The 16,040-nt window shown below is 71.5% G+C and carries 12 protein-coding genes and 1 pseudogene; 3 read left to right on the top strand and 10 right to left on the bottom strand.

All coding sequences use genetic code 11. The annotated features are described in order from the left end of the window. Positions 1 to 11: 11 nt before the first annotated feature. The 6 genes and pseudogenes from ABZ880_RS15135 to ABZ880_RS15160 all read right to left on the bottom strand — a co-directional run bounded on the left by ABZ880_RS15135 (position 12) and on the right by ABZ880_RS15160 (position 8,369). Positions 12 to 2,968, bottom strand: a pseudogene (locus tag ABZ880_RS15135) (AAA family ATPase). Positions 2,969 to 3,111: 143 nt separating this feature from the next. Continuing rightward, positions 3,112 to 3,465 carry a UBP-type zinc finger domain-containing protein gene (locus tag ABZ880_RS15140; RefSeq protein WP_361261677.1) on the bottom strand — a complete coding sequence of 118 codons (354 nt, stop codon included), beginning with the start codon at positions 3,463 to 3,465 and terminating at the stop codon, positions 3,112 to 3,114. Next, positions 3,462 to 4,922 carry an ATP-binding protein gene (locus ABZ880_RS15145; protein ID WP_361261680.1) on the bottom strand — a complete coding sequence of 487 codons (1,461 nt, stop codon included), beginning with the start codon at positions 4,920 to 4,922 and terminating at the stop codon, positions 3,462 to 3,464. The genes ABZ880_RS15140 and ABZ880_RS15145 overlap by 4 nt, the downstream gene beginning before the upstream one ends. Next, positions 4,919 to 6,595 (bottom strand): FAD-dependent oxidoreductase, encoded by a 1,677-nt coding sequence (locus ABZ880_RS15150; RefSeq protein ID WP_361261682.1) that lies wholly within the window; start codon positions 6,593 to 6,595, stop codon positions 4,919 to 4,921. Before ABZ880_RS15150 ends, ABZ880_RS15145 begins: the two co-directional genes overlap by 4 nt. Positions 6,596 to 6,725: 130 nt before the next feature. Then, positions 6,726 to 7,082 carry a VOC family protein gene (locus ABZ880_RS15155; RefSeq protein ID WP_361261685.1) on the bottom strand — a complete coding sequence of 119 codons (357 nt, stop codon included), beginning with the start codon at positions 7,080 to 7,082 and terminating at the stop codon, positions 6,726 to 6,728. Positions 7,083 to 7,202: 120 nt separating this feature from the next. Beyond that, on the bottom strand, positions 7,203 to 8,369 hold the full coding sequence (locus ABZ880_RS15160) for a transposase (RefSeq protein ID WP_361261688.1): 1,167 nt from the start codon (positions 8,367 to 8,369) through the stop codon (positions 7,203 to 7,205). Positions 8,370 to 8,616: 247 nt separating this feature from the next. Between ABZ880_RS15160 and ABZ880_RS15165 the strand changes: the two genes are divergently transcribed. Next, complete coding sequence (locus ABZ880_RS15165; RefSeq protein ID WP_361261690.1) at positions 8,617 to 9,489, top strand: universal stress protein; 873 nt, start codon at positions 8,617 to 8,619, stop codon at positions 9,487 to 9,489. 1 nt (position 9,490) lies between these two features. On the opposite strand, the gene ABZ880_RS15170 is transcribed toward ABZ880_RS15165, so the two are convergent. From ABZ880_RS15170 to ABZ880_RS15185, 4 genes are all read right to left on the bottom strand, one after another. Beyond that, the gene (locus ABZ880_RS15170; RefSeq protein WP_361261693.1) at positions 9,491 to 10,726 is read right to left on the bottom strand and encodes a DUF4032 domain-containing protein; all 1,236 of its coding nucleotides are present in this window, start codon (positions 10,724 to 10,726) and stop codon (positions 9,491 to 9,493) included. Between the two features lie 41 nt (positions 10,727 to 10,767). Continuing rightward, on the bottom strand, positions 10,768 to 11,514 hold the full coding sequence (locus ABZ880_RS15175; protein WP_361261696.1) for an MBL fold metallo-hydrolase: 747 nt from the start codon (positions 11,512 to 11,514) through the stop codon (positions 10,768 to 10,770). Positions 11,515 to 11,607: 93 nt separating this feature from the next. Continuing rightward, the gene (locus ABZ880_RS15180; protein ID WP_361261851.1) at positions 11,608 to 12,711 is read right to left on the bottom strand and encodes an acyltransferase; all 1,104 of its coding nucleotides are present in this window, start codon (positions 12,709 to 12,711) and stop codon (positions 11,608 to 11,610) included. 166 nt (positions 12,712 to 12,877) lie between these two features. After that, entirely contained in the window at positions 12,878 to 13,504 is a 627-nt protein-coding gene (locus ABZ880_RS15185) for an alpha-ketoglutarate-dependent dioxygenase AlkB (protein WP_361261699.1), read from the bottom strand. A gap of 125 nt (positions 13,505 to 13,629) precedes the next feature. Between ABZ880_RS15185 and ABZ880_RS15190 the strand changes: the two genes are divergently transcribed. Both ABZ880_RS15190 and ABZ880_RS15195 read left to right on the top strand, forming a co-directional pair. Continuing rightward, a complete protein-coding gene (locus tag ABZ880_RS15190) occupies positions 13,630 to 14,262 on the top strand; it encodes a TetR/AcrR family transcriptional regulator (protein ID WP_361261701.1) in 633 nt (210 codons plus the stop codon). Between the two features lie 17 nt (positions 14,263 to 14,279). Continuing rightward, complete coding sequence (locus ABZ880_RS15195; RefSeq protein ID WP_361261704.1) at positions 14,280 to 15,950, top strand: FAD-binding dehydrogenase; 1,671 nt, start codon at positions 14,280 to 14,282, stop codon at positions 15,948 to 15,950. Positions 15,951 to 16,040 lie beyond the last annotated feature (90 nt).

A 16,040-nucleotide genomic window follows, 5' to 3' on the forward strand; every position in this document is an offset into this window, starting at 1 on the left:
GCTCGCGCTGGTCAACCGGCCGTCGGCTCGGGCGCGATGAGACCCTCCCGGTAGGCGATCGCCACCGCCTCCGTACGGCTCGAAGCGCCCAGCTTGGCCAGGATGTTGGAGACGTGAACGCTCGCCGTCTTGCCGGTGATGAACAGCTCCTCGCCGATCTGCCGATCTGCCGATTGCTGCGACCCTGGGCGAGCAGCCGCAGCACGTCCTGCTCGCGGGCGGTCAACGGCGAGGTCCGCTCCCCGTCGGGCGGGGTGTCGGCGAGGCGGCCCCGGCGTATCAGACCCTCGAGCCGCTCGAGCAGGGGCACCGCGCCGAGTTGCTCGGCCACCGCCCTCGCCTCGCGGGCCTGCACGGCCGCCTCCTCGCGCCGCTCGGCCACCAACAGCGCCTCGGCGAACCGCACTTGGCAGCGCAGTCGCTCGTACACGTCGCCGTACTCGAACGCGGCCATCGCCTTCTCCCAGGCCGCCGCGTCCGGCCCGGACACCGCCCGCAGCCACTCCGCCTCGGCGCGCGCCAGCCAGGCGAAACCCTCGGGACCCTGTGGCGCGCCGTCCTCGCCGTGCAGGGCCGATTCCCGGGCCAGCTCGACCAGTTCGTCCGCCGTGTCCTTCCACCGATGCGACTCGTCACCGGCCAGCCGCAGCTCAACGGCCGCGTCGGCGACCGCGGTCAGCGCCAGCGCGGCGAGCCGGACCGTGGCGTCCGGGCGGGTGTCCGAGTCGTCGCCGAGCGCCTCGACCGTGGCCCGCAGCCGCTCCACGGCCGCCTCCGGATCGCGCCGCAGCACGGCGGCCTCGGTCAAGGTGACACCGGCGACCAGCGTGGCCATCCAGTCGAAGTGCCCCTCGAGCAGGAGCCCGGCCCGGTCGGCCGCCGTCAGGTCGCCGCGGGCCAGCGCCACGTACAGCGCGGGTCCCGACGCGTACCCGCCCGCCGCCGGCAGCACCTCGGCGTCTGCCGCCGCGGCCCGCAGACACTGGTCCCACCGGCCCAGCGTGTACAGCACCAGCAGATGCAGATAGCGCATCTCCAGCGGATACGGCGACGACAGCAGCCCCGTCCGGCGGGCGCGCTCCAGCCCCTCGGTGACCCACGGCAGACAGCCGTCGAGGTCGCCGGACTCGAAACAGCCGATGGCGAGGTTGAACAGGGCGCGCATCTCCACCGGTGCGTTCCCCGCCTGCCGGGCCAGCTCCCGGGCCTTCTTCAGCCGCTCCTGGCCCTCGGACGTACGGCGGCCACCGCCCTCCAGGATCGCCAGCGAGACCAGCAGGTCGGCCTGCGCGTCCGTCACGCCCAGCTCCTCGGCGACATGCAGGGCCTGGCGGGCCACCCGCACCGCCGTCTCGTTCTCCCCGACCTGGCGGGCCGCCAGGACGTGGACCGCCGCCGCCCACACCCACGTCCTCGAGGGCGGCTCGGCGGGGATCATGGCGAGCGCCTCGCTGCTGTAGGCGAACGCGGCCGTCAGGCTGTCGACGTCCAGCAGATTCCCGGCCAGCGTGTACCGGACCCGGACGGCGAGCTCCGAGTCGGCGTCCCGGCCGATGCTCGCGAGCGCGGACCGGGTCAGCGACACGGCACGGTGCGAGGCCCCGGCGCGCGCGGCGGCCGCCGAGGCACGCAGCGTGAGCGGCACCCGGTCGACACCTTCGCCGGAGGGCCGGGCCGCCGGGTCCACCGACGCCCACAGATCGAGCGCGGTCTCCAGATGCCGCAGCTCCTCGGCGGGCGCACCCACGCGCTGGGCGTGGTCGGCGGCCTCCAGGGACGCGGTGAGCGCCTGGGGCAGGTCGTGGCTCTCTCGGTAGTGGTGGGCGCGCTCCGCCGCACGGCCGTGCCCGGCGAGCAGACGGGCGAACGAGCCGTGCAGCCGGGCCCGTTCGCCGGGCAGCAGGTCCGCGTAGACCGCCTCCCGGGCCAGGGCGTGCCGGAACGCGTACGTGTCCCCGTCGCCGGGGACCAGCAGCTGGCGGCCGATCGCCTCGCGCAGCGCCGACTCCAGCTCGCCCTCGGGCAGTCCGACCGCCTCGCGCAGCACGTCGTGCTCCACGCGCCGCCCGGCGACGGCGGCCGTGCGCAGCACCTGCTGGGCGGTCTCGGAGAGCTGCTCGAAGCGGATGAGGAGGACGTCGGCCAGACCGCTGGGCAGTCCGCCGGCCTCGCTGTCGGTGGCCGCGAGGAGCTCCTCCGCGTAGAAGGCGTTGCCCTCGGCGCGCTGGACGATCCCGCGGACCGTGGCCTCCGGCAGCGGACGGTCCTGCAGCGTGCGTACCAGCCGGGTCACCTCGGCGTCGGCCATGGGCCGCAGATCCAGCCGCTCGACCGCGGGCAGCCGCACCAGCTCCGCCAGCAGCGGGCGCAGCGGATGGCGGCGGTGCAGATCGTCCGCGCGGTACGAGGCGAACACCGCCAGCCGATGCGTCGGCGCCCCGCCCGCGGGCCGCTGCAGGACGCCCCGGCTGAGCAGGAACCGCAGCAGATCCCGGGAGGACTGGTCGGCCCAGTGCAGATCCTCCAGCACCAGCAGCAGCGGAGCGATCTCGGACAGATCCGCCAGCAGCCCCGCCATGCCCTCGAACAGCCTGAGCCGCCCTCCCACGTCCCGCTCGGCGTCCGTGCCCGCGCCCAGCAGCCGGTCGACCACCGGATGCGCGCCCAGGACCTCCGCGAACCGCTCGTCGGCCGCCAGCACACCCAGCACCTCGGTGAACGGCAGATACGGCAACCCCACGTCACCGAGATCCACACAGTGACCGGTGAGAACCGTCATCCCTTCCCGGACGGCCCGCCCCGCGACCTCGTCCAGCACCCGCGTCTTGCCCACCCCGGCGTCCCCGGCGAGCAACACGGCCCGAGCTTCCCCACCGCGGGCACGCTCCAGTACCCCGGCGAGGTGATCGACTTCGTCCTCCCGCCCGATCAGCGGCGTGGTGAATACGATGTGCGGCACAAAAACCATCCTGGCACGCAGCACTGACAGCGCCATTGCCGACCCCAAAGGGGCACGGGGCTGTATCGAAATGCGGCTCCGCCGCGCGGGCGCGACCAGCCACAGACAACCCGCACTCGCCGTCCCGCAGACACCCCCGGGCCCTCAGGCGCTCAGGACCGCAACGTCCGAGCCCAGTCCTCCGGCACCCGCCCGGCAGGGCCCGGCGCCGGCTGATCCACCGGATGACTCACCGGCGGCGCAAGCTCGGGCCCCGACTCGTACAACTGCGAACCCTCGAAGTCCCAGAACCACCCCTCACCCGGCTCGAAACTACGAATCACCGGATGACCAGTGGCCCGGAAATGCGCGGTGGCATGCTTCGCCGGCGAGTCGTCGCAACACCCCACATGCCCGCACTGCGCACAGCGCCGCAGATGGAACCACCAGCCACCCACCGCATCGCACTCGACGCACCCGGTACCGCTGGGCGGAACGCTGGGGTCGATTCCGTCGGCACTGCTCATACGGCCTCCTCCTCGGCTGCGTCCTCGTCCGCCGCGGTGAGCGGAAGCAGGACCTGGAAACGGGTGTCCCCGGGCTCGGACTCCACCTGGAGAGTGCCGTGGTGCTTGTTGACGACGATCCGCCAGGAGATGTCCAGACCGAGCCCCGTGCCCTCGCCCACCGGCTTGGTGGTGAAGAACGGGTCGAAGATGCGGCCCCGGATCTCCTTCGGCACACCGGGCCCGGTGTCGCGGAACTCCACCAGCAGCCGGTCGTTCTCGAGCGCCGTCCGCACCGTCAACGTGCCTTCCCCGCCCGCACTGTTCATGGCCGCGACCGCGTTGTCGATCAGGTTCGTCCACACCTGGTTGAGCTCCGCCGGGTAGGCGGGGATCTTCGGGAGGGTGCGGTCGTAGTCCTTGACCACGTCGATCCGTTGGCCGATCTTGCCCGACAGCATCAGCAGCGTGCTGTCGAGGAGTTCGTGGACGTCGGCCTCTTGGTAGGGGGCGCGGTCGAGCTGCGAGTACTGCTTGGCGGCGTCGACGAGGTGCGAGATGCGGTCGGTGGAGTCGTTGATCTCGTCCATCAACAGTTCGGTCTCGACGGTGTAGTTGAGCCAGCCGATCGCGTTCGGCAGGATGTCCTCGTCCACGGCGGCCGCGATCTGGTCCAGCCAGTCCACGTCCAGGCCGGCCTGCACGAAGGTGGGCGCGATCCGCCAGCCCTCCTGGATGCCGTGGTCGTCGAGCCAGTCGGTGAGGGTGTCCTCCCGGTCGGAAGCCTCCAGCGGGCTCAACGTGGGTGCCTTGGCGACGCGTTCGGCGGTGCGTTCCTGGATGTCGATGAGGTTCGCCATCACCTCGGGGGCGTAGTTGCCCTGCGCGATGATGGCGAGCTTGTGCCGCATCTTGCCCACCCGCTCCCGCAGGGTGGCGGTGGCCCGGACGGCCGCTGCCGCGGGGTTGTTGAGCTCGTGGGTGAGCCCGGCGGACAACGAGCCGAGCGCCAGCAGCCGTTCGCGCTGTCCGATGGCCCGCTGGGTGTTCTTCGAACCGAAGAACAGTCCCTCCAGCAGGTGGACCGCCATCGGGAACCACTCCTGCATGATGTTCGAGAACGAGTCGGCGGGCAGCACGAAGAACCGTGTCGGCTCCGTGACGCGCATCGAGCCGTTGTAGACCTGCCGCACCCGGTCCCCGAGGTAGCCCTGCATGGCCCCCGCGTACACCCCGCGCTGCGAGGTCCGGGACACCTCCACGTCGTCGCTGCCGACCCGGCGGGACAGCACGACGGTGCCCTCGATCATCACGTAGAAGCAGGTGGCGGGATCGCCCTCGGCGTACACGGGCCCGGGCTCGAACCTCTCCACCCGGCCCTCGCTGCACAGCCGCCCGAGCTGCTCGGGCGTCAGCTTCTCGAACAGGAACAGCGAACCGATCTCCTGCGGGCTGCAGGGCAGCGGCTGCCCACTCACGACTGCTCCAGATACCGGTGGACGAGCATCACGGCCATGGCTCCCTCTCCGACGGCGGACGCGACACGCTTGGCGGACTCCGCGCGGGCGTCGCCCGCCACGAACACGCCGGGAATGTTGGTCTCCAGATGGTACGGCGGCCGGTCCAGCTCCCAGTCCGCCGGCGGGCGCCCGTCGGGGGTCAGGTCGGGCCCGGCCAGGATGAACCCGTGCTCGTCGCGCAGCACCGTGTCGTCCAGCCAGTCGGTCAGCGGGGCCGCACCGATGAACACGAACATCCACTGCGCGTCGACGAGTTCGCTCTCACCGGTGTCCACATCACGCAGGGTGAGCTGCTCCAGGTGGTCGGTTCCGTGCGCGGTCTCCACGACGGTACGCGCGCGTACCGAGATGTTCGGCGCCTCGTTGATCTGCTGGATCAGGTAGTACGACATCGACGCCGACAGGTCCGCCCCGCGCACCAGCAGCGTCACCGACTTGGCGCCCCGGGACAGGTACATCGCCGCCTGCCCGGCCGAGTTGGCGCCGCCGACGATGTACACGTCCTGCCCCTGGCAGGAGGCCGCCTCGGTCAGCGCCGACCCGTAGTACACCCCACAGCCGGTCAGGTCGGTGCAACCGGGCGCGTCGAGCTGCCGGTACGACACGCCCGTCGCCAGGATCACGCTGTGCGCGGCGACCGCCGACCCGTCCGAGAATCGCACGGTCCGCGCGGCCCCGTTGACCTCCAGGCCCGTCACCTCGCGCGCGCTGAGGATCTCGGCGCCGAACTTCGCCGCCTGCCGCCGCGCCCGGTCGGTCAGCTGCGCCCCGGACACGCCGTCCGGGAAGCCCAGGTAGTTCTCGATCCGCGAGCTCTGCCCGGCCTGCCCGCCGGTCGCCGACCGCTCCACGAGCACCGTCCGCAGCCCCTCCGACGCCCCGTACACCGCGGACCCGAGCCCGGCGGGTCCGCCGCCGATGACGACGAGGTCGTAGAAGTCCGCCGCCGGGGTCGTCGCCAGGCCCACCCGGGCGGCCAGCTCGGGCGCCTCGGGCTCGACCAGGGGCGTGCCGTCCGGGGTGATCACGAGCGGCAGCCGCTGCCCGTCCTGCTCGGCCGCCGCAAGCAGCCGCTTCCCCTCGGGCTCGTCCGCCGAGTACCAGCGGTAGGGCACCTGGTTGCGCGCCAGGAACTCCCGTACGTCCGAGGACCGCGCCGACCAGCGGTGCCCGACCACCTTGGTGCTGGGCACCGGCCGGAAGTCGCTGCACCGCCAGGCCTCCAGCAGGTCGTCCAGGACGGGGTAGAGCTTCTCCTCGGGCGGATCCCACGGCTTGAGCAGATAGTGGTCGAGGTCGACGACGTTGATCGCGTCGATCGCCGCGTTCGTGTCCGCATACGCGGTCAACAGCACCCGCCGCGCGCCCGGGTACACGTCCAGGGCCTGTTCCAGGAACTCGATGCCGTTCATCTGCGGCATGCGGTAGTCGGCCAGGATCACCGCCACGAGATCGCCACGCAGCTTCAGCTCGCGCAGTGCCTCCAGCGCGGACTCGCCGGACTCCGCGCGCACGATCCGGTGCGACTCGCCGTAGCGGCGCCGCAGGTCGCGGGCGACGGCTCGGGACACTCCCGGGTCGTCGTCCACGGTCATGATGACGGTCCGCGCTGCGTCGGACGCCTGTGCCATACGTCTCCCACCCCGAGTGGTCGGATCGGCGGCACGGCGAGCCCTGTCGCAAGAGGCGGTCACCGCGCCGGCTCCCGCCCATCGTATGTTCGATCGTCCCGCTTCGCTCCGGTATACGGCAGGCCGCCCCTCAGGAGCGCCGCGAGGACAGCACGCAGAACTCGTTCCCCTCGGGGTCGGCCAGGGTCACCCACGTCACGTCGTCACCCTGACCGACGTCCGCGTGCCGCGCGCCGAGCGCGAGAAGCCGGGCGACCTCCGCATCCTGGTCGTCCGGGCGGAAGTCGAGGTGGAGACGGTTCTTGATCGTCTTGCCCTCGGGCACCGCTGCGAAGATGATGCCCGGGAGACGGTCCTTCTCCGGTCGGATCTCGTACTCCTCGCGGTCGTCGTTCACCACGACCCAGCCGAGCGCCTCGCTCCACCACCGGCCCAGTGCCACGGGGTCGGCCGCGTCCACGTTGACTTGCTCCCATTCCAAGGTCATGTCCGGAGCGTAGTCACCTTCTCGGCCGTCCACGGCCGAGCCTGTACGGCTCGGTCGTGCACACCTTGTCGCGCTCCCGACTGTCCCCTACGGCAGGACGGTCACGGGTCGCATCTCGCTTCAGGCCCGGGTGGACGCCGGAGCGACGGGCATGGTGACGAATGCCCACGCCGAGCGTGCACGGTTGCGCACGTTGATCCCGGCGACGAGGTCAGCGGGGCCAGCGAGCCCGCACCGACGACAGCGGAAACGGTCCCGGTCGCGCCGGTTGGCCCGCTCGGTGTGTCCGCAGCGCGGACAGCGCTGCGAGGTATGAGCCGGATCCACTTCGAGGAACGGCACCCCGGCCCGGCGCGCTTTGTAGGCCAGGTGCTGGCCGAGTTGGCGGAAGGGCCGGGAGGAGAGGGTGCCCCGCTGATCGCGGCGTAGCCGTACCCGGTCGCGGATGCCGGCGAGTTCCTCGACGGCGATGCCGCGTCCGGTGCGTTGCGCGACGGACACGATCTCCTTGCTGATCGCATGGTTCAAGTGGGTGGCATGACGGTGCTCCTTCTTGGCCCGGCGGGCGAGGCGGCGCGTGGCCGCGCGGGTCTGCCTGGCCTGGAGTTCGGCGCGTTTGCGGGCCTGCCAGCGCCGGTAGCGGCCCAGGCGGCGGCCCTGATGGTTGGTGTTGTCGCTGGTGGTGGCGAGGTTGACGATGCCGCGGTCCACGCCGATCCAGTCCACCGGCTCGTACGCGTCCGGCTCGGGCACGTCGCAGGTGGCGATCAGGAACCACTTGCCGTCCCGGCAGACCAGATCGCTCTCGCCGCGCCGGTGTGCGGCCAGGGTGTTCAGCTGGTTGGGCGAGGCGGCGAAACGGATGTTCTTGTGCCGCCCATGGACGGTCCAGATCGAGACGGTGCGGGCATCGAACTGCCAGGACAGGCAGCGGTCGTCGAAGGGCTGGGCGGCTGCGGGCCGGAAGGCGATCGGAGAGCCGGTGGCCTTGCGATACCGCTTCGAGTCCACGCGGCCGAGATTGCCCGCCGTCAGATTTGCGCGCAGCGTGGCGTAGGCGTCCACCACCTTCTTCACCACCCGCACCGCCGGCTGCGCGGACAGACCGAACCGGACCTTCAAGTCCGCGTACACGGCCTTTTGAAGATCGTTACGACTCTTGACACCCGTCTCGTACGCGACGGACGAGGCATGGTCGGCGGCCATGTTGCAGACCCGCAGGGTTGCCTCAAGGGCCGTCGCCTGCTCGGGCGTCGGCAGCAGCTTCACCTGCACCACCAGCTTCACGGCCCCGACAATAGTGCGACGATGCGACAAACTTGCCAAGAATCCGACCCGTTCATCACGATCGGCGATCAGAGGTACACATGTTCGCCCTGCTGCCCGGCTCCGCCCGCCAAGAGATCGATACGGCGACGCTCGCGTCGCAGGCCCGGGATGCGATCCTCCCCGGCGTGAACGCCGGGGCGTCCTCGCAAGAAACAGGTGAAGACTGGGCCCGAGGGACGTGACCACGACACTGGGAGGCAGCCGCATGACCCGCCCGATCACCGCAGCAGTCGATGGAACCGACGAGAGTCTCGCCGCGCTTGACTGGGCGGCCAGGGAGGCGGTCCGCCGCGGACTCGCGTTGCGCGTGGTGCAGGCGTGGCGGTTCCAGCCGTACGAGGCCATCGACGCGGCGGACCCGGACACGCAGGCCGCGTGGGTGCGGGACACGCTGGCCGAGGCGGCGCGCACGGTCACCGCGCGGCATACGGGTCTCGACGTCACCACCGACGTGGTCGAGGGCGACACGGTCGACACCCTGGTCGCCGCCGCGGCGGACGCCGAGCTGCTGGTGCTGGGCTCACGCGGGCACGGTCCCGTCGTCGGCTTCCTGCTCGGCTCCGTCGGCCAGCAGGTGATCGCCGAGACCACCCGGCCGGTGGTGCTCGTGCGCGCCGGGGACCAGCCGACCGCCGAGGCGGCGGGCCGGGAGATCGTCGTCGGCCAGCAGGGCGAGCCGGACGACAGCGCCGACACCCTGCGGTTCGCGTTCGAGACGGCGGCCGCCCGCGGTGCCGCCGTGCGGGCGGTGCGGGCCTGGACGCTGCCGCCGGTGTTCGCCTACAGCCCCGGCTCGATGCATCTGCTCGACGAGGCGGGCGGCCTGGAGCCGTTCGAGCGCAAGGCGCTGTCCGCCGCACTGCAGCCGTGGCGGGAGCGCTTCCCCGACGTCCCCGTGGTGGAGCACGTGGAGATCGGCAGCGCGGGGCAGGTCCTGCTGTCGGTCGCCGCGCGCGCCCAGCTGATGGTCGTCGGCCGCCGTGCCCGTCGCACGGCCGTGGGGGCGCGCATCGGTTCGGTGGCCCACGGGGTCCTGCACCACGCACCGTGCCCGGTGGCCGTGGTGCCGCACGTCTGAGTCATTCGCCGGTGGTGGGCTGCAGTGTCTCGCGCGCCGTCGGCAGGATGTTCTGGATGTAGTCCTCGACGGCCGTGTCGAGGCCTATGTCGTGCTGTGCCCGCTCGGACAGGTACCAGCGGTGTTCGAGCAGTTCGTGGTAGATCTCGGCCGCGTCCATCGAACCGCGCAGTTCGGGCGGTACGGCGCGCACGGTGGGGCGGAAGACGTCCCGTACCCACCGGTGGGCCAGCACCTCGGGGCGGGCCGTGAGGGGGTCGCCGGGTGCGTAGTCGTCCTGGGTGGCCATCCAGCTCTCCAGGTCGTTCAGCAGCCGTCGGGCCTGGTTCTCCTCGGTGTCGAGACCGGTCAGGCGCAGCAACTGCCGCTGGTGGTGCCCGGCGTCGACGACCTTCGGCACGAACGTGACGGTGTCGCCGTTGGAGGAGTGCTCGATCTGCATCTCGGCCACGTCGAAACCGAGCTCGTTCAGACGGCGGATCCGGCGCTCGATGTACTGGTACTTGCCCGCCGGGTACACCGACGTGCGGGTCAGTTCCGTCCACAGGTCCCCGTAGCGGGCGCAGATCTCCATGCCGAACTCGACCGGGTCCACGGACGGGTGCAGTGCCCCGGACGCCTCCAGGTCCAGCAGTTCGCCGCTGATGTTCACCCGGGCCAGATCGAGGTCGTACTCCCGCTGCCCGGTGCTGAGTTGAGGGTGCAGATCGCCGGTCTCGGCGTCCACGAGGTAGGCGGCGTACGCGCCTGCGTCGCGTCTGAAGAGGGTGTTGGACAGTGAGCAGTCGCCCCACGCGAACCCGGCGAGGTGCAGCCGCACCAGCAGTACGGCCAGCGCGTCCATGAGGCGGTGCATGGTGGCCGGCCGCATCGTCGTCTCGAACATCGAGCGGTACGGCTGCGAGCCGCGCAGGTGCCGGGTGATCAGCACCGGTTCCAGTGGCTCGCCCTCGCCGTCGGTGCGGCCGGTGACCACGGCCAGCGGGTCCACCGCGGGGATGGCGAGCCGGTCCAGGTCGCGCAGCAGCTCGTACTCGCGCAGGGCGGGCCGCTCGGCCAGTTCCTTGACGGCGATCACCTCGTCGCCGGCGCGGGCGTAGCGGACGACGTGCCGGGAGATGCCGCGGGGCAGCGGCACCAGGTACTCCTCGGGCCACTCCTCCAGGGGCAGATGCCACGGCAGTTCGAGCAGGAGCGCGGGGTGCTCCGGGTTCGTCGCGCTGATCTGCAGTGCCATGGCTCGCGTGTCCTTGCCTCGCGGGTGATCGTCACCTCACCTTAAAGGGCGCGCTCCTTGGCCTGAAGTGCCGCTTCACGGACCGGACCGCGGTGCACGGGACCGTGCCCCGGCAGCAGAAGATCGCCCTCCAGCGCGGCGATCACGTCCAGCGACGCAACGGCACGGGCGCGCTCGTGGTGGAACATGTCGGGCAGCATCTGCGGCCCCTGGAGCCGCGAGGTGGGGTGACCCGTCGCGAGGGCGTCACCCGGGATCACCACGCCGGCGTGTGGGAGGTGGAAGGCCGTGTGTCCGTCGGTGTGGCCGGGCGTGTGGACGGGCACGGGTCGGCCGGGCAGGTCGAGTGCCCCTGCTGTCGGGAACGCCTCGGGTGCGGCGACCGGTACATGGGCCGTGCCGCCGGAACGCATGGCGTGCAGCGCCCAGGGCAGGACGCCGGGCCGCCAGCTGTTCTTCACCACTTGCCCGACGGTCACCTGGTGCAGGAACTCCCGGCGCGCGTGCGGCACTTCGGCCTCGTGCAGGTACACGGGTGTGCCGTAGGTGCTGCGCAGGTACTCGGCGGAGCCCAGGTGGTCGTTGTGCGCGTGGGTGATGAGCACCGCCGCGACGGCCTCGGGCGAACTGCCCACGGCCGCCAGCGAGGCGAGCACCTGCTCCCGGTCGCCCGGGTAGCCGGTGTCGATCAGAGTGACCTCGTCCCCCTCGGTGAGGATCACCCAGTTCGTGTTGCTCCCGTGCACCAGGTGAATGCCATCGGTGACTTGCCGCACGTCTGCCTGCATGATTGCCCCGCGTGGTGAGATCCCTGCCCGACGGGACCAGCAAAGCAGACCCGGGCCGGACCGGAAGCGTCGGGTCCGCGCCAATCTGCGAGCTCAGGGACGCATCCCGAACAGAAAGCGCGTCACCCGCGTCCGCCGCACCCCGTACTCGTACGCCACGAGGATCACGAGGAGCGAACCGGCCACGATCGCCGCGTACTTGACCGGGATCGGCGCGCTCCAGCTCACCACCCCGTAGGCGAAGGCGACGACGACCGGCTGGTGCAGCACGTACAGCGGCAGGGCCGCGACGGCGAGGTATCCCAGGAGGGGTCCCGGAGCGGGTCGTGTGCGTTCCCGCCGGTCGAGCAGCCCGAGGATCGCCGCCACCCAGCACCAGCCGGCCACCGAGAACAGCGCGCGGGAGCCCACCGCGAGCGGCGTCCACGCGGTGAACGGATCGTCCTCGGCCATGAATCCGGGTGCCGTCGCCGCGAACAGCAGCAGCCCGGCCACAGCGACCGGAACGGCGCGGCGGCGCAGGGCGGCCCGAACGCGCATGTCGTCGGCGAGCGCGTAACCGAAGACGAAGAAGAGGAGGTAGGCCCAGCGGTTCCAGCCCGCGAAGCCCTCCTCCATGCCCAGCAGCGCGTTGATCGCGGCGAGCGGCAGCGCGGGCAGCAGTGGCAGGGCGGGCCGCCGCTCCACCGCCCGCGCGGTGCGCTCGGCGCCCGTCGCGACCGCTTTGGCGACCGGGGCGAGGAGGAGACAGAAGGCGAGCAGGAGGACGACGAACCACAGGTGGCCGGTCTCGAAGTACTTCCCGTCCAGGACGAACAGGAAGTCGCCGAGGTCGAGGTGGACGGTCAGGAAGCGTGGCCAGAAGTGCCAGTACGACTCGTGGTGGCCGGGGTCGGCGGCCCGCAGCCGCAGCCACTGCGGGACCGGGCAGAGCAGGATCGTGGCGAGGACCAGCGGGATGCCGAGGCGCAGCAGGCGTTCGCGGGCGAAGCCGCGCGGGCCCCGGCGGCGGATCGAGTGCCGCGCGCCCAGACCGGCGACCAGGAACAGCATCGGCATCGCCCACACCACGCCGAACCCGGCGAGGACGGTCACGGCAGGCGTCGTATCGGCGTTCTTGACGTAGAAGTCGTCGTCGGGGTCGAAGACCAGGGCGGAATGGAAGAAGACCAGGCCGAGCACGACGAGGGCACGCAGGGCGTCGAGTTCGAAACGGCGGGGAGTCGTGGTCGCCCGTTCGGTTTCCGCGCTCGCTCCGCCAGTGTGGGGGCGGCGCGGCGCCCCGCCCAGAGGAAGGGCTGCCTCCGGCACCGTCCGCCGGAGGCAGCCCCCTGCGTGCAGCCGAAGCGGCCGCCTCTCCGCCTCACTGCACGCCGTGCGGGCGGAACTGGATGCTGATGCGCGGTCCCGCCGCGCGCGTGGTCTTCGGGACGGAGTGCTCCCACGTCCGCTGGCAGGAGCCGCCCATCACGATCAGGTCCCCGTGGCCCAGCGGCCGCCGTACGCTCTCGCCGCCGCGCGTCGGACGCAGCAGCAGGTCGCGGGGTGCGCCCACGGAGAGGATCGCCACCATCGTGTCCTCGAGTGCGCCGCGCCCGATCCGGTCGCCGTGCCAGGCCACGCTGTCCCTCCCGTCGCGGTAGTAGCACAGCCCCGCCGTGGTGAACGGCTCGCCCAACTCGTCGGCGTAGTGCGCGGACAGCGCGTCACGGGCCTCGTCCAGCACCGGGTGCGGAAGGGCGTCGTCCGTGCCGTAGAACGCGAGCAGCCGGGGTACGTCGACGACCTGGTCGTACATCTTGCGTCGCTCCGCACGCCACGGCACCTCGGTGGCCAGCCGTTCGAACAGGCCGTCCGAGCCGCCGAGCCATCCGGGCAGCACGTCGATCCAGGCGCCGAGCCCGAGCTGCGTCCGGCGGATCCCGTCGAGGGGGCCGAGGCGGAGCTGGTCGGTCTGGTCGAAGAGCGAGCCCTGGAGGTGCGTGGTCATGGATCCAGCGTACTCCTTATTCGAATATCTGTTCCCATCGTTTCGCCGGGACTTTCGTCGTGCTCGCGAGTCTTTCGATACATCGGTGTATCGGATACATTCCTGTATCGAACGGAGGTCCGACGGTGGCTGAGGAGACGGTGCGGCGGGTGACCCGGCGCCGGGTGCAGACGCGGGCCAACCTGCTCGACGCCGCCTTCGCGGTGTTCGCCGCCAAGGGCTTCGGGCGGGTCTCGATCGAGGAGGTCTGCGAGGCCGCCGGATACAGCAGGGGCGCCTTCTACTCCAACTTCGACAGCCTGGACGAGCTGTTCTTCGCCCTCTATCAGCAGCGCGCCGATCTGATCGCGGACCAGGTCTCCGGCGCCCTCGCCCTCGACGGACCCGACCTCGACGTGCCGGCCGCCGTCGACCGGGTCACCGAGGTGCTGCTGCTCGATCTGGACTGGCTTCTGGTGAAGACGGACTTCCTGGTGCACGCCGCCCGCGATCCGCAGGTCGCCGAGACGCTGCTGGAACACCGGGCGCGGCTGCGGCGGGCGATCGCCGACCGGCTCGCCCGCGCGCACGGCTTCCCCCGACTGCCCGCCGTGCTCGGTGACGTGGACGGCGCGGCCCATGCCGTCGTCGCCGCCTACGACGGAGTCACCACCCAACTCCTGCTGGACAAGGACGTCGACAGCGCCCGCGTCTGGCTCAAGCAACTGCTCACCGCGCTGCTGACCGACGGCAGCGGCAACCCCCAACCGGCCCATTGAGAAAGGGACACGTCGCCATGGATGCGGACGTCATCGTCGTCGGAGCGGGCCTCGCGGGCCTGGTCGCCGCGCATGAACTCACCAGCAGGGGAAGGCGGGTCGCCCTGGTCGACCAGGAGAACGCCGCCAACCTCGGAGGGCAGGCCTTCTGGTCCTTCGGCGGGCTCTTCCTCGTCGACTCCCCGGAACAGCGCCGCCTCGGCATCAAGGACTCCTTCGACCTGGCCTGGAGCGACTGGCAGGGCAGCGCGCAGTTCGACCGGACGGACGACGAGGACTCCTGGGCGGTGCGCTGGGCGCGCGCGTACGTCGAATGGGCTGCGGGCGAGAAGCGGCCCTGGCTGGACAGCCATGGCATCAAGCTGCTGCCGACGGTCGGCTGGGCCGAGCGCGGTGACCTGCGCGCCGACGGCCACGGCAACTCCGTGCCCCGCTTCCATGTGACGTGGGGCACCGGCACCGGTGTCGTGGAGCCCTTCGTCGACCACGCCAAGCGGGCCGCGCGCGACGGGCTGCTGACCTTCTACCACCGGCACCAGGTCGACGAGCTGGTCATCGAGGAGGGCGCCGCGCGCGGGGTGCGCGGCACCGTCCTCGCCGAGGACAGCTCGGCCCGGGGCGTCGCCTCCAACCGCGACCGCGTCGGCGACTTCGAACTCACCGCGCAGGCCGTCGTCGTCACCACCGGCGGCATCGGCGCCAACCACGACATCGTCCGCCGCTACTGGCCCGAGCGCCTGGGCACCCCGCCCGCCGAGATGGTCACCGGCGTGCCCGCGTACGTCGACGGCCGCATGCTCGACATCAGCGCCCAGGCGGGCGTACGCCTGGTCAACCGCGACCGCATGTGGCACTACACCGAGGGCCTGCAGAACTGGGACCCGATCTGGCCCGGCCACGGCATCCGCATCCTGCCCGGACCATCCTCCCTGTGGTTCGACGCGCTCGGCCGCCGTCTGCCCGACCCCTGCCTGCCGGGCTACGACACCCTCAACACCCTCAAGCACCTGCGCACCACCGAGGACATCGCCGGATACGACCACTCCTGGTTCATCCTCACCCAGAAGATCATCGAGAAGGAGTTCGCGCTCTCGGGCTCCGAGCAGAACCCCGACATCACCGCCAAGGACAAGGCCGCCGTCCTGAAGAACCGCCTCGGCAAGGGCGCCCCGGGCCCGGTGGACGCCTTCCTGCGCAAGGGCGCCGACTTCGTGACCGCGCCCACCCTGGAGCAACTCGTCGCGAAGATGAACGAGTTGACGGACAAACCGCTGCTCGACGCGGCCGACCTGCGCCGCCAGATCGAGGCCCGCGACCTGCAGATCACCAACCCGTACAGCAAGGACTCGCAGGTCCAGGGCATCCGCAACGCCCGCCGCTACATCGGCGACCGCCTCGGCCGCGTCGCCACCCCGCACCGCATCCTCGACCCGGCGGCCGGACCCCTGATCGGCGTCAAGCTGCACGTCCTCACCCGCAAGACCCTCGGCGGCATCCAGACCGACCTCGACTCCCGCGCGCTGGGCGCCGACGGCAACCCGATCGACGGGCTCTACGCGGCCGGGGAGGTCGCCGGCTTCGGCGGCGGTGGCGTCCACGGCTACAACGCCCTGGAGGGCACCTTCCTCGGCGGCTGCCTCTTCTCGGGCCGGGCGGCCGGACGGGCGGCGGCCGGGCAGACCGCCTGACACGATCACCTGCCCGCGGGGGCGGCCGGAGCACACAGCCCGCCGCCCCCGCGGCGATTCCCGGCAAAACGAACCTGAGCAACAACGCAC

The sequence above is a fragment of the Streptomyces sp. NPDC047043 genome (assembly GCF_040644055.1).
Lineage (GTDB): Bacteria > Actinomycetota > Actinomycetes > Streptomycetales > Streptomycetaceae > Streptomyces.

Bases quoted from the DNA above. Each gene is read 5' to 3' on its own strand.
- ABZ880_RS15175 (WP_361261696.1), bottom strand. From the start codon at position 11,514: ATGCAGGCAGACGTGCGGCAAGTCACCGATGGCATTCACCTGGTGCAC.
- ABZ880_RS15185 (WP_361261699.1), bottom strand. From the start codon at position 13,504: ATGACCACGCACCTCCAGGGCTCGCTCTTCGACCAGACCGACCAGCTC.
- ABZ880_RS15155 (WP_361261685.1), bottom strand. From the start codon at position 7,082: ATGACCTTGGAATGGGAGCAAGTCAACGTGGACGCGGCCGACCCCGTG.
- ABZ880_RS15140 (WP_361261677.1), bottom strand. From the start codon at position 3,465: ATGAGCAGTGCCGACGGAATCGACCCCAGCGTTCCGCCCAGCGGTACC.
- ABZ880_RS15165 (WP_361261690.1), top strand. From the start codon at position 8,617: ATGACCCGCCCGATCACCGCAGCAGTCGATGGAACCGACGAGAGTCTC.
- ABZ880_RS15170 (WP_361261693.1), bottom strand. From the start codon at position 10,726: ATGGCACTGCAGATCAGCGCGACGAACCCGGAGCACCCCGCGCTCCTG.
- ABZ880_RS15195 (WP_361261704.1), top strand. From the start codon at position 14,280: ATGGATGCGGACGTCATCGTCGTCGGAGCGGGCCTCGCGGGCCTGGTC.
- ABZ880_RS15150 (WP_361261682.1), bottom strand. From the start codon at position 6,595: ATGGCACAGGCGTCCGACGCAGCGCGGACCGTCATCATGACCGTGGAC.